Annotated in this window: 13 protein-coding genes; 8 read left to right on the forward strand and 5 right to left on the reverse strand. The window is 70.6% G+C overall.

The genetic code is table 11. The features are described from left to right. Nucleotides 1-1,527 carry a condensation domain-containing protein gene (locus ACFXK0_RS07880; protein WP_379409154.1) on the reverse strand — a complete coding sequence of 509 codons (1,527 nt, stop codon included), beginning with the start codon at nt 1,525-1,527 and terminating at the stop codon, nt 1-3. Between the two features lie 223 nt (nt 1,528-1,750). Here ACFXK0_RS07880 and ACFXK0_RS07885 point away from each other — a divergent pair, with 223 nt between their 5' ends. The 3 genes from ACFXK0_RS07885 to ligD all read left to right on the forward strand — a co-directional run bounded on the left by ACFXK0_RS07885 (nt 1,751) and on the right by ligD (nt 4,326). Continuing rightward, the gene (locus ACFXK0_RS07885) at nt 1,751-2,140 is read left to right on the forward strand and encodes a cold-shock protein (protein WP_379409155.1); all 390 of its coding nucleotides are present in this window, start codon (nt 1,751-1,753) and stop codon (nt 2,138-2,140) included. A 108-nt stretch (nt 2,141-2,248) separates the two neighbouring features. Then, nucleotides 2,249-3,328, forward strand: a complete 1,080-nt coding sequence (locus ACFXK0_RS07890; protein WP_379409157.1) for an ATP-dependent DNA ligase — start codon at nt 2,249-2,251, stop codon at nt 3,326-3,328. Then, complete coding sequence (gene ligD / locus ACFXK0_RS07895) at nt 3,325-4,326, forward strand: non-homologous end-joining DNA ligase (RefSeq protein ID WP_379409159.1); 1,002 nt, start codon at nt 3,325-3,327, stop codon at nt 4,324-4,326. Before ACFXK0_RS07890 ends, ligD begins: the two co-directional genes overlap by 4 nt. A gap of 1 nt (nt 4,327) precedes the next feature. Here the strand turns inward: ligD and ACFXK0_RS07900 are convergent, their stop codons facing one another. Next, the gene (locus ACFXK0_RS07900; protein ID WP_379409160.1) at nt 4,328-5,035 is read right to left on the reverse strand and encodes a hypothetical protein; all 708 of its coding nucleotides are present in this window, start codon (nt 5,033-5,035) and stop codon (nt 4,328-4,330) included. 268 nt (nt 5,036-5,303) lie between these two features. Here ACFXK0_RS07900 and ACFXK0_RS07905 point away from each other — a divergent pair, with 268 nt between their 5' ends. Next, nucleotides 5,304-5,663, forward strand: a complete 360-nt coding sequence (locus ACFXK0_RS07905) for a hypothetical protein (RefSeq protein WP_379409161.1) — start codon at nt 5,304-5,306, stop codon at nt 5,661-5,663. On the opposite strand, the gene ACFXK0_RS07910 is transcribed toward ACFXK0_RS07905, so the two are convergent. Beyond that, nucleotides 5,660-6,358: a TetR/AcrR family transcriptional regulator gene (locus ACFXK0_RS07910; protein ID WP_379409163.1), complete on the reverse strand. Its 699-nt coding sequence runs from the start codon at nt 6,356-6,358 to the stop codon at nt 5,660-5,662. The two genes, ACFXK0_RS07905 and ACFXK0_RS07910, sit on opposite strands and share 4 nt — an antisense overlap. 82 nt (nt 6,359-6,440) lie before the next feature. Between ACFXK0_RS07910 and ACFXK0_RS07915 the strand changes: the two genes are divergently transcribed. Together ACFXK0_RS07915 and ACFXK0_RS07920 are read left to right on the forward strand one after the other, a co-directional pair. Further along, complete coding sequence (locus ACFXK0_RS07915) at nt 6,441-7,871, forward strand: SDR family NAD(P)-dependent oxidoreductase (RefSeq protein WP_379409165.1); 1,431 nt, start codon at nt 6,441-6,443, stop codon at nt 7,869-7,871. Nucleotides 7,872-7,945: 74 nt separating this feature from the next. Next, a complete protein-coding gene (locus ACFXK0_RS07920) occupies nt 7,946-8,323 on the forward strand; it encodes a DUF2784 domain-containing protein (RefSeq protein ID WP_379409166.1) in 378 nt (125 codons plus the stop codon). On the opposite strand, the gene ACFXK0_RS07925 is transcribed toward ACFXK0_RS07920, so the two are convergent. Next, nucleotides 8,304-9,050 carry a thioesterase II family protein gene (locus tag ACFXK0_RS07925; RefSeq protein WP_379409167.1) on the reverse strand — a complete coding sequence of 249 codons (747 nt, stop codon included), beginning with the start codon at nt 9,048-9,050 and terminating at the stop codon, nt 8,304-8,306. The genes ACFXK0_RS07920 and ACFXK0_RS07925 overlap by 20 nt on opposite strands. 19 nt (nt 9,051-9,069) lie before the next feature. Between ACFXK0_RS07925 and ACFXK0_RS07930 the strand changes: the two genes are divergently transcribed. Continuing rightward, complete coding sequence (locus tag ACFXK0_RS07930) at nt 9,070-10,446, forward strand: CoA transferase (RefSeq protein WP_379409169.1); 1,377 nt, start codon at nt 9,070-9,072, stop codon at nt 10,444-10,446. Between the two features lie 4 nt (nt 10,447-10,450). Here the strand turns inward: ACFXK0_RS07930 and ACFXK0_RS07935 are convergent, their stop codons facing one another. Then, nucleotides 10,451-11,020: a TetR/AcrR family transcriptional regulator gene (locus tag ACFXK0_RS07935; protein ID WP_379409171.1), complete on the reverse strand. Its 570-nt coding sequence runs from the start codon at nt 11,018-11,020 to the stop codon at nt 10,451-10,453. 105 nt (nt 11,021-11,125) lie between these two features. Here ACFXK0_RS07935 and ACFXK0_RS07940 point away from each other — a divergent pair. Beyond that, nucleotides 11,126-12,214 (forward strand): FAD-dependent monooxygenase (locus ACFXK0_RS07940; RefSeq protein WP_379409172.1); only part of this gene is annotated, 1,089 nt, incomplete at its 3' end.

Raw genomic sequence — 12,214 nt, forward strand, 5'->3', positions numbered from 1 at the left:
TCACACCAGGACCCGCGCCGCCCGCCGCGCCGCACTCACCGAGCGGCGCCGGCCCGCGGTGGCCAGCAGGGCGCTCAACGGACCCCGATAGCCGTCGGCGAGCAGCCCCGCGACAGCATGGAAATGGGCCACGAACCGGGCGGCGGTCTCCTCGTCGAAACGGGCGAGCGGATACAGGAACGAGCCGTCGATCCCGGCGGGGGCACCGTGCTGGTCGTAGTGGTCGGTGAGGGCGAACTCCAGGTCGTGCTTGGCGCGAACCACCCCGGTGGGCAGTTCGGTGATCGAGAGTCCCTGCGCCGGTGCGGGTTCGGTGCCCGTGGCGCGTGGAGACTCGGCGCGTTGCAGGATGAGCGTCGCCTGGAACAGCGGGAGCGCGGCGTCCTGGAGCAGGCAGCGTTTGAGCCGGGGGTTCGGGGTGTCGGGGTGGGCGTAGGCCGCCAGCGCCACCCGGCGCACCTGATCGATGAGTTCGCCGACATCGCCGGCGCGGTCCAGGCGCACGCGCATCAGCACGTCGTCGGAGAAGTTGCCCACCAGGTCGTCGAGCAGCCGGTGGTCACGGCCCGACACCGCTGTCGCCACAGTGACATCGCCGCTGCGCGCGAACGCGCCGACCGTCACCGCGAAGGCCGCCTGCAACACCATGAACAGGCTCGCCCGCCCGTCCTGGGCCAGGCGCAGCAGACCCGCGTGGGTCCGCGCGTCGAACCCGACCGGCAGCAGCACGCCCGCCGCCGGATCGACCGGTGGCGACTGCGGTTCGCGCGCGGGCAGATCGAGCAGCGCGGGCCGCCCGGCCAGGGCGTTGGCCCAGTAGCGCAGCTGGTGGGTGGCCCGGCTCCACTCGTCGGTGAACTCACCGAGCTGGGCGTGCTTCCACAGGGTGTAGTCGGTGTAGCTGACCGGTAGCGGCGCCCACTGCGGCGCGGTCCCGGTACGGCAGGCGAGGTAGGCGGTGATCAGATCGCGGATCAGCGGGCCCATCGACCGGCCGTCGACGGAGATGTGGTGCACGACCAGGACCAGGACCACGTCGTCGGGGCCGAGCACGAAGATTCGCGCCCGCACCGGCAGATCGCGGGTGAGGTCGAAGGCCTGGGCCGCCGGCTCCGCCACCGCCTGCGGCAGTTCGTCCTCGTCGACGACACGCTCGGCCACGTCGAGCTCGATGCCGGCGGGATCGGCGACCACCTGGGCCGGGCCGTTGCCGGTCACCGGATAGCGGGTCCGCAGCGGCTCGTGCCGCGCGACCAGGTGTTCCAGCGCGGCGCGCAGGGCGGCCACGTCGACCGGGGCGCCCTGGATCCGCATGGCCCGGGCGACATTCCAGTCGGCCGAACGGCCGAGCCGCGCGGCGTGCCACATCCGCTCCTGGGCCGGGGCCAGCGGCACATGAGCCGGGCGCGGCTGGGGCGCCAAGGGCACCACCGGCGGCGCGGGCGGCCGGAAACAGGCCGCGCCCGCTCCGTGTCGCGCCGTCGCTACGAGCGCGCCGCGACCGTCGTCGTATCCCCCCGATCTCATCCCCGCACCGGGGTCGAACACTCGCTTGCAACCTCCACACCGCACCGAACAGATTTGGAACGCTAACGAGTGGACATTAACGCAAAGTTACCCGATTGTGACTGTGCTCCTTCGCGGACACATACCGCGGGCGTCGGCGGCCACCGGCTGACCACTTTTCGGGTAAAACGCCCAAATGCCGCGTTAGAGTGGCTGCGGGAAGCGGAGTCGAGGAGCTGGTCGGGTGTCGGTCGGAAAATTGGTGTCGTTCGACGGTTCACGGGGGTTCGGGTTCATCCGGCCCGAGGACGGTGGGCCGGATGTGTTCGTCCATGTCAACGACATCGGCCTCGACGAGGACGAGCTGCGGCAGGGCCGGTTGTTCGAATTCGATGTCACCGAAGGTGATCGGGGACCCAAGGCGGTCAACCTGACCGCCGTCGGCCAGGCGCCGTCGGCGCCGAAGTCGCGCAAGGATCGCTCCGGCGGTCAGCGGCTCGGCACCGAGGAGATGCGCCGCCAGATCACCGAACTGCTGCTGGAGGCGTCCCCGGCGCTCACCGCCGCCGAGATCATCACCATCCGCGAGCGGTTCACCACCTTCGCCGACGAACACGGCTGGCTCGACAGCTGAGCGATCCCCGAGGTTGTCGGTCCCCCGACCTACGATCGGACACACACCGATGAATCGGGCGTGCTCGCATCGTCGACACGGGTGACACACACCCGCGAGGAGGATCGGATGGATCTACCGGTGCTGCCGCCAGTACGCCCCATGCTGGCCAAATCCACGCCGTCGCTGCCGCGCGAACCCGGGCTGAGCTACGAGCCGAAATGGGACGGGTTCCGCTGCATCGTCTTCCGCGACGGCGCCGAGATCGAGCTCGGTTCGCGCAACGACCGCCCACTCACCCGGTACTTTCCCGAACTGGCCGACTTGCTGAAAACCGCACTGCCGCAACGCTGTGTCGTCGACGGGGAGATCGTTGTCGTCACCGACCAGGGCCTGGACTTCGACACCCTGCAGCAGCGGTTGCATCCGGCGGCGTCGCGGGTGAACAAGCTGGCCGTGGAGACACCGGCCAGTTTCGTCGCCTTCGATCTGCTCGCCCTCGACGATCGCGACCTGACCACCGCACCGTTCACCGAACGCAGGCGCGCCCTGGAATCGCTGCTCGAGGCCGCGCCCGGCCGGATCCATCTGACCCCGATCACCCACGATCCCGATATCGCGCAGGACTGGTTCACCCGGTTCGAGGGCGCGGGTTTCGACGGCGTGATGGCCAAGGCCGACGACCTGCCGTATCTGCAGGACAAACGGGTGATGCTCAAGATCAAGCACGAGCGCACGGCCGACTGTGTGGTGGCCGGATACCGCATGCACAAGGACGGCGAAGGGGTCGGCTCGCTGCTGCTGGGGCTCTACGACGACAACGGCAACCTCAACCACGTCGGCGTCGCCTCGAGTTTCACCGCGGCCCGCAGGCGCGAACTGCTCGGCGAACTCGCGCCGCTGCGCGAGAACGCCCTGGCCGACCACCCGTGGCGCGACTGGGCCGATGCCGTCGCCCAGCAGAATGCCGAGGGCAGGATGCCCGGCGGGGTGAGCCGCTGGTCCGGCGGCAAGGATCTGTCGTGGGAACCGTTGCGCGCGGAACTGGTCGCCGAGGTGCGCTACGAGCACGTGCAGTCGGGCCGATTCCGCCACGGCGGCAGGCTGGTGCGTTTCCGCTCCGACCGCACCCCGGACTCCTGTACCTACGCCCAGCTCGACGAAGTCGCCCCCGCAGAACTCGACGCGATCTTCGGAGCACACCGATGAGCGCCGCGGTCGAGCTCGACGTCGACGGACGCACCCTCGCGATCAGCAATCCGGACAAGGTGTACTTCAGCAAGCGCGGGGAGACCAAGCTCGACCTGGTCCGCTACTACCAGGCCGTCGCCGAGCCGCTGCTCGGGGTGATCGGTGGCAGGCCGCTGCTGCTCGAACGCTATCCCGACGGCGCGTCGGGCAAGTCCTGGTTCCAGAAGCGGGTGCCGAAATCGGCGCCGGACTGGCTGCGCACGGTGGAGGTGTCCACGCCGAACGGCACCACCAGCGACGCCCTCGTCGCCCACGATCTGGCGCACATCCTGTGGGCGGTCAACCAGGGCTGCCTCGGGTTCCACGTCTGGCCCAATCACGTGCCCGACCTGCGCATCGCCGATGAACTGCGGGTCGACCTCGACCCCTCGCCCGGCATCGGTTTCGACGATCTGCGCCGGGCCGCGGTGCGCACCCGCGAGCTGCTGGGCGAACTCGGCATCGACTGCCGGATCAAGACCTCGGGCTCGCGCGGCCTGCACATCTACGCCGTACTCGAACCCCGCTGGGACGGCTACCAGGTCCGCGCCGCGGCCGTGGCCATGGCCCGCGAACTCGAGCGCCGCTACCCCGAGGAGATCACCGCGCAGTGGTGGAAGGAAGAACGCGGATCCCGGGTGTTCGTCGACTTCAACCAGAACGCACCGCACAAGACCGTGTTCGGCGCGTGGTCGGTGCGGCCGAAGGTGGGCGGTCAGGTGTCCACGCCGATCGCCTGGACCGAACTCGGCACCGTCGTCCCCGACGAGCTCACCCTCGCCACCGTGCCGGCGCGGCTGGCCGAGCGCGGCAATCCGTGGGCCGACCCGGTCCCGCAATCGATCGAGCCGCTGCTGGCCATGTCCGATCAGGACATGGCCGCCGGGCTGATGGACGCGCCGTGGCCGCCGCAGTACCCGAAGATGCCCAACGAACCGCCGCGGGTGCAGCCGAGCCGGGCGAAGAAGCCCGAGTGAACTATTCGGTCCAGAGCACCCAGCCGCTGGTGCCGCCGATGGTCTCGCACACCAGCGCGTAGTTGTCCGAGGTCCGCCCCGATTTGTCGATCGACGGGTCGCAGGGCGCGCCCTCGGTGTAATGGGAGCCCGACACCCGGTGCGGCCCCGACCAGGTGTAGGCGCCGCCCGCGCGCAGGCACAACAGGGTGGCGCCGTCGGCCGTGACGCCGAGCAGTCCGGCCTGCTCGACCGTGCAGGGAGTGCTCTTCTCCACCACGGTGGGCGTGCCCGGCGTCGAGCTCACCACCGGCACCGCACCGGTCGCACTCGGCGTGCCGTGCGCCGACACCACCGCCACCGGCGTGGTGGTGACGGTGGCGGAGGTGTTCTGCGCCAGATTCGGCAGCGACATCTCGAACCCACCGAACACAGTCAGCCCGATCGCGGCCGCCGCGGCGACCTCGGTGACCCCGAGCAGCAACGCCAGCACGGCGATCCCGCGCCCGCGCGGATGCCCGAACGACAGCAGCCCGAACACGATCGCGATCGGGAACAGCAACACCAGGGCCGCGGCGAGCGCGACCATCGCGTACGGGTTCACCCGCGGCAGTTCGGACTGCCTGCCGTGGCCGTCGTCGGTGCTCACCTGCGGCCAGCGCTGGCCGTTCCACCGGCGATCGTCCACATCCTCCTCGGGGTCGTCGTCCCATTGCTCGTACCGTGCCATCAACCCCGGGTCCCTCGTGTCGAAATCTGTCCCCGGCCGCGCACGCGAAAGCCACGCGGGCGATGCCGGGTTACGCGACGAGGATAAGGACTCCCGACCGGCAGTTCAGCACAACCGCCAAATGCGTTCGCGCAGGCCCGCCCCCGAATCCAGGGGTATCGACATCGGTAACGAACCGGCAAACACCTTTGCCTGTCCTGCCGGTCCGGGTCCATGCTGGTCATCAGGGGGACCAGAGCGCGCGGATCGAGCTCGCGAGGAGGACCCCATGCCTGGTAGCACCACTTCGGCAGACCGGCGGGTCTGGCATGCCCAGGCCGGCGATCTGCTCGCCGACGACTACAACGTTCCCGGCATCATCGCGTGCGGGATCGGCATCGTCGGCCTGGCCTGCACCCTGGTCGCCGCGGGCTCCGGGCACATCGGCTGGACAGTTCTCGGGGCGATCGCGACGGCGGTGTTCCTGCTCGGCGGCGCGGGCGCGTTGCTGTTCGAGCATCGTCGCGAGGAACAGATCGAGCTCGCCTACGGCCGCAGCGGACACGCGCCGGGCCACCTCGGACCACAGCGCTACAGCGCGCGCGAGATCACCATGCCGCGCGTACGGATGCGTGGCATCGACGCCTAACCGCGGACGCCGGGTTCCACGTTCGGCATCGTCTCGGTGATCACCGTCAGCAGGGTGTCGGTCAGCAGGCGGTGCACCTGGTCCCTGGTCAGCGTGCCGCGGGTGATCCATTCCCGGCCTGCCACCTTGACCATGCCCGCGTAGGCCAGCACCAGTGCGCGCAATTGTGCATCGTCTGCCATATCGGCGCGCCCGATCATCACCAGCATCCGTTCGGCGGCGGCGTCGTCGGCCTGGTCGAGGATCTGCTGGACCTCCGGGTCGTCGCCGACGCCCTCGTGGCTGGTGACCTTCACCCAGGTGGTGCCGTGTTCGACGATGGTGTCGAGCAGCCAGCCCACGATGGAGTCGACCCGCTCGCGCGGCGTGCCCTGCGGGATGGTGACCTTCTCCGCGCGGGGCAGCGTCACCATCCGGCGGACGACAGCCAGGTAGAGGTCGCGTTTGTTGCCGAAGTAGTGGTTGATCAGGCCGCGGGCGACGCCGGCGCGCTGAGCCAGTTCCGCGGTCGACACCGCCGCGTAGGGCCGCTCACCGAACATGTCGATGGCACAGGCCAGGATCTGCGCGCGGCGCTCGTCGGGTTCGAGCCTGCGCCTGCGCGGCGCGTCTGCGGTGTCGGTGTCCAGCGGGGAAATCGGGCTGCTCCGTCGCGTTCGGTGGGGTGCCGCACGGTTGCGGCAACGGCCCATCACGATACCCAGCGGGTCCGGCGCGCGGCCAATGCGACAATAGACGACGCCCACGCCCCCGCACGAAGGAATGCCGCACTCCCCGATGACCGAGAAGACGATCGATCCGGACGAGTTGGCGACCTGTTTGCGGGTGCTCGAACAAGCCGGGCAGCTGGCCAAGGAGCATCCCGACTCGATCGCGGTGCAGCGCGCGGTCGGGCACATGTTCAAAAAGCTCAAGCAGCGGCGCCGGATCGAGGCGCGCACGCAGGTCGCCGACGCCGACCGGGCGGTGATCGCGGCCACCGCGACCGGCTCGCCCCAGCGTATCGACGACGAGACCGCCGGCATCCCGATCAGCACCTCGACCACCGGTGCGAGCGCGGGCACGCTGCTCAAGGCGCGTCCCTGCTACATCTGCAAGCAGCGCTACACCCAGGTCGACGCCTTCTACCACCAGTTGTGCCCGGACTGCGCGGCGGCGAGCCACGCCAAACGCGACGCCCGCACCGATCTGACCGGCAAGCGCGCCCTGCTCACCGGTGGCCGCGCCAAGATCGGCATGTACATCGCGTTGCGCCTGCTGCGCGACGGCGCGCACACCACCATCACCACCCGCTTCCCCAACGACGCGATCCGCCGTTTCGCCGCCATGGAGGACAGCGCCGACTGGCTGCACCGGCTGCGCATCGTCGGCATCGACCTGCGTGATCCCGCGCAGGTGGTCGCCCTGGCCGACGATGTCGCCGCGCAGGGCCCCCTGGACATCCTGATCAACAACGCCGCCCAGACCGTGCGCCGCTCGGCGGGCGCCTACAGCGCCCTGGTCGAGGCCGAGACCGCGCCGCTGCCCGCCGGTGTACTGCCGGAGATGGTCAGCTTCGGCAAGACCATGCAGGCCCATCCGACCGCGCTGACCGCCTCGCTCACCCCGTCGCTGTCGGCCGACGACGTCGCCGGACTGGCGCTGGTCGCCGGCTCGGCGACCCCGGAGCGCATCGCCCGCGGCGTGGCGATCGACGCCGGCGGCCTGGTCCCCGACCTCGCGCACACCAACAGCTGGGTGCAGACCGTCGGCGAGGTGGAGGCCACCGAACTGCTCGAGGTGCAGCTGTGCAACTCGGTCGCGCCGTTCATCCTGGTCTCGCGGCTGCGCCCGGCGATGGCCGCCGCGGCGGGGCGACGCAAATACGTGGTCAATGTCTCGGCGATGGAAGGCCAGTTCGGCCGCGGCTACAAGGGCCCCGGCCATCCGCACACCAATATGGCCAAGGCCGCGCTGAACATGCTGACCCGCACCAGCGCCCTGGAGATGTTCGAGGCCGATTCGATCCTGATGACCGCGGTCGACACCGGCTGGATCACCGACGAACGCCCGCACTACACCAAGGTCCGCCTGGCCGAGGAGGGCTTCCACGCGCCGCTGGACCTGGTCGACGGCGCCGCCCGCGTCTACGACCCGATCGTGCAGGGTGAGAGCGGTGTCGACCTGTACGGCTGCTTCCTCAAGGATTATCGACCCTCCCCCTGGTGATCGCGATCCAAGCGATGCCGAACCGGAATGTTGATCATGAATCCGGTCGGCGGGCTGGCACATATTCTGAACAGGTGCCGTTCCGGGTGTTGGCCGATCTGATCGCCGTCACCCACGTCGCCTTCGTCGCGTACGTGGTCGCCGGCGGTTTCCTCGCGTGGCGGTGGCCGCGCACGATCATGGCCCATCTGCTGGCCGCGTCCTGGGGTTTCGGGACGATCCTGATCGGCTTCGACTGCCCGCTGACCTACGCCGAGAACTGGGCGCGCAGACAGGCGGGCGTCGCGGAACTGCCCGAGGCCGGCTTCATCGACTACTACCTGACCGGGGTGATCTATCCCGACAGCGCGCTGGTCCTGGTGCAGGTGCTGGCCGCGATCGCGGTGCTGGTGTCCTGGATCGGGTACCTGCGCCTGCACCCGCGCCATCGCATCAGTTCAGGTGCCGCGTGATCTCCCGCGCGATCGCGGCGGGCTGCTCGTCGAGGTAGAAATGGCCACCCGGGAACGTCCGGATCGCGAAGGCGCCGTCGGTGACGGTGTGCCACTGCTCGGCCTGGGCGCGGGTGGTCGTCGGATCCTCGGTGCCGACCAGCGCGACGACCGGGCAGCTCAGCGCCGGTCCTGGCTGCTGCCGGTAGGTCTCGACCGCTTGATAGTCGGCCCGCAGCGCGGGCAGGACCAGCTCGGCGAGTCCGGGTTCGGTGCGCAGCACACCCACCGAGGCCGGATCGGCGGCCAGGCGTTCCAGATCGTCGATGAGGGCGGCATCGGTGGCCTGGTGCAGCAGGCCGGTCTCGACGAACGAGGGCGCGGGTCGCCCGGAGACGATCAGCGCGCTCACCGGCTGCCCGGCGGCGGTGAGCCTGCGCGCGGTCTCGTAGGCCACGGTGGCGCCCATGCTGTGCCCGAACAGGACGCGGGCCGGGCCAGGCTGACCGAGCAGATCCGCCGCGATCCGGTCGGCGAGCACGTGCAGATCGGTGACGACCGGATCGTCGAGGCGATCCTGGCGCCCGGGGTATTGCACGGCGGTCACCTCGACACCGGCCCCGAGGTGACGCCCGAGCGTGCGGTAGTACGGGGCCGATCCGCCGCCCGGCGGGAAACAGACCAGCCGCCGGTGCGGCGACGGCTCCGGACGGACGACCCGAACCCATTCCGTGGCAGCGGTGTTCACGATCGCTAGGCTAGCCGAGGTGAGCTCCGCGCGACACCTGCTGCACGCCTACGAGGCCGGGCTGGGACTGCCCGCCTCGGATCCGCCCGGCGAACCCGATCCCGGTGCCCGGCTCGCCGCCACGCTACCGGTGTGGGCGCTGGCGGCGGGCTCGATCGGCGCGGTGAACGCCGCCGCGAATCGGTGGCGCGCGGTCCGGGGCCTGGCCGAGGTGGCGCCGCTGCTGGATCCCGACCGGATCACCGCGGCCTTCTCGAGCGAGCGGTTGTTCCGCCACGGCGGCGCCGCGCCCGCGATCTTCGGCGAGCTGTCCGGCTTCTTCCGCACCCGCGACGGCTGGATTCGCACCCACGCCAACTACTCCCACCACCGCGAGCGCCTCGCCGAGGTCCTCGGGCTGGCCGCCGACACCGACCCCGAGAAGGCACGCGCGCAGCTGAGCACGATGAACGCCGCCGAGATCGAAGCGGCCGCGGCCGCCGCGGGGGCGATCGCGGTACGGGTCCGCACGGAAGCGGAATGGGCGGCGAGCCCGATGGGCCGGGCGGCCGCCGCGGGCCCACTGGTCACCGTCGAGCGGCGCGAGGAGGCGAATCCCCGCTCCCGCAGCACAAACGCGGGCGGCACGCGCGCACTGCTGACCTCCCGGCAGCCGCTGCGCGGTATCCGGGTGCTCGATCTGACCCGGGTGCTCGCGGGCCCGGTCGCCACCCGCACCCTCGCCCTGCTCGGCGCCGACGTGCTGCGTGTCGACACCCCGCAGCTGCCCGAAATCGACTGGCAGTTCCTCGACACCTGTCAGGGCAAACGGTCGACACTGCTGGATCTGCGCACCGATCTGGCGACCTTCGAGGAGTTGCTCGACGCTGCCGACGTGCTGGTCACCGGCTACCGGCCGGGCGCGCTGGCCGCGGCCGGTGTCCGCGCGGCCGGTCGGCCCGGTCTGATCGATGCCACCGTGTCGGCGTGGGGAACCGCGGGACCCTGGGGTGACCGGCGCGGATTCGACAGTATCGTCCAAGCCGCCGCCGGGATTTCGCTCATCGAGGGTTCGCCGGAGCGGCCGGGTGCGCTACCGGCCCAAGCCCTCGATCACGGTTCGGGCCATCTGCTCGCCGCGGGTGTGCTGGACGCGCTGGCCCGCCGCGCCGAGGACGGCATCGGCAGTTCGGTGCGCGTGTCGCTGGCGCGCACCGCGTCCTGGTTGCTCGCCGCCGGCGACCGCCACCTCGACCACCCCGACGCGGCCGCGCCCGACCCCACCGCGACGGTCACTCACGGCGACACCTGCACCGCCGCACCGGTACTGGCCGGCTACGACGACTACCGATGGCCCGCACCGCCCTACGGTTCGGCGCAGCCGTTCTGGCTCGACGCCGCGGACCCCAGGAACTGACCCGTCAGGTCCCCGCGAGCGCCCGCACCGCCAGCGCCAGTTCGTCACCGTCGAGCGCAGGCTCCCCCGGTCGCAGCAGGGCGAGCACGCCGAGCCCCTGGACCAGCGCGAAATACAGTTTGCCGATGGCCGTGGCCTGCGCGTCGTCGAGTTCGGGATGGGCCGCGCGGACCGAGCCGGCGAGATCGGCGACCGCGTTGCCGAGCTGATCACCCAGCTGGGCTCTGGCCTCCGCCGAGCGCACGATCCGGACGATGTTCTCCATGCTGGCCAGCATCGCCTCGTGATTGGCCGCGTACACCTCCGGCATCCCGTTCCACAGCAGGGCCGCCCCTGCCAGCGGTGACTGCCCGGCACCCGCGCCGATCAGGTCCTCCATCGCGTCGCCCATGGCCGTGCCGAGGGCATCCGCGAGCGCCTCGGTGACGAGGCGGTCCTTGGACCCGAAGTGATAGCCGATGGCGGCCAGACTCACCCCCGCCGCGGAGGCGATGTCCCGGGCGGTCGCTTTGGCGACGCCGCGCTCCAGGATCACCTTGCGGGCGCCCGCCAGCAGATCTTCTCGATTACCCATGGTCACCAGCGTACCCGACGTCTTAGACATTTGTTCTAGACATACGTGCAAGTCCTGTGTTAGACATTTGTCTAAGACATTCGTTCATCAGATGGGACCCACGCCATGACCACCAGCAGCCCCCTCCACGTCCTGATCTCCGGCGGCGGCATCGCGGGCAACGCGGCCGCACTCCAGTTGCTGCGCAGCGGTATCCGCACCACGGTGGTCGAGCGGGCCACGGCGCCGCGCCCCGGTGGCCAGGCCGTCGACCTGCGTGGCCCGAGCAAGGCGGCCGCCGAACGGATGGGCCTGATGCCCGGTATCGCGAAGCACCAGCTCGACGAGCGCGGCATGTACTACGTCGACGCCGACGGCACGGCCTACGCGCGGATGGCCATGGAGGACTTCGACGGCGCAGGCATCGTCGCCGACATCGAGATCACCCGCGGCGATCTCAACCAGGTCCTGCTGGACGCGGTGGCCGCCGCCGACACCGGCCTGCTGGACTACCGCTACGGCGAGTGGATCGAGCGGATCGACCAGGACGACGCCGGCGTCACCGTCACCTTCGCCGGTGGCGGCACCGAACGCTTCGACCTGGTGATCGGCGCCGACGGCGTGCACTCGGCCACCCGCCGCCTCGTCTTCGGCCCCGAGGAGCAGTTCAGCACCAATCTGGGCGGCTACGGCGCCTTCTTCACCATGCCGAGCCCGGCCGACGCCGAACCGGGCTGGTTCCACATGCGGATGATCCCCGGCACCATGTTCGGTATCCGTCCCGACGCCGACCCGGCCACCAGCAAGGCGATCATGACCCTGCGCGCCGAAGTCGACCCGGCGCTGCGCCGCGACACCGAGGCGCAGAAGGCCCTCATCCGCGCCAAGCTGACCGGTGCGGGCTGGCGCGCGCCGGAGATCCTCGCGGCCATGGACTCCGCGACCGACTTCTACTTCGACGAGATCGCGCGGGTCGACGTGCCGACGCTGTCGCAGGGCCGGGTCACCCTGATCGGCGACGCCGGCTACTGCGGGTCACCGCTGACCGGCATGGGCACCGCCATGGCCATTGTCGGCGCCTACATCCTGGCCGGGGGGGGCGGCGCCCCCCCCCCCCCCCGGCCCGGGGCCCACCAGCGCGACCCGGGCCCCGTCACCCCCGTCACCCACAAGGCCCAGGAGAACCCCGGCGGCAGCAACAAAAAAAAGGGGGCC

The sequence above is a fragment of the Nocardia sp. NPDC059177 genome (assembly GCF_042755165.1).
Classification (GTDB): domain Bacteria; phylum Actinomycetota; class Actinomycetes; order Mycobacteriales; family Mycobacteriaceae; genus Nocardia.

What these genes read in the sequence shown, in the direction of transcription:
- ACFXK0_RS07880 (WP_379409154.1), bottom strand. Translation starts at nt 1,527, where the DNA reads ATGAGATCGGGGGGATACGACGACGGTCGCGGCGCGCTCGTAGCGACG.
- ACFXK0_RS07890 (WP_379409157.1), top strand. Translation starts at nt 2,249, where the DNA reads ATGGATCTACCGGTGCTGCCGCCAGTACGCCCCATGCTGGCCAAATCC.
- ligD (WP_379409159.1), top strand. Translation starts at nt 3,325, where the DNA reads ATGAGCGCCGCGGTCGAGCTCGACGTCGACGGACGCACCCTCGCGATC.
- ACFXK0_RS07900 (WP_379409160.1), bottom strand. Translation starts at nt 5,035, where the DNA reads ATGGCACGGTACGAGCAATGGGACGACGACCCCGAGGAGGATGTGGAC.
- ACFXK0_RS07905 (WP_379409161.1), top strand. Translation starts at nt 5,304, where the DNA reads ATGCCTGGTAGCACCACTTCGGCAGACCGGCGGGTCTGGCATGCCCAG.
- ACFXK0_RS07915 (WP_379409165.1), top strand. Translation starts at nt 6,441, where the DNA reads ATGACCGAGAAGACGATCGATCCGGACGAGTTGGCGACCTGTTTGCGG.
- ACFXK0_RS07935 (WP_379409171.1), bottom strand. Translation starts at nt 11,020, where the DNA reads ATGGGTAATCGAGAAGATCTGCTGGCGGGCGCCCGCAAGGTGATCCTG.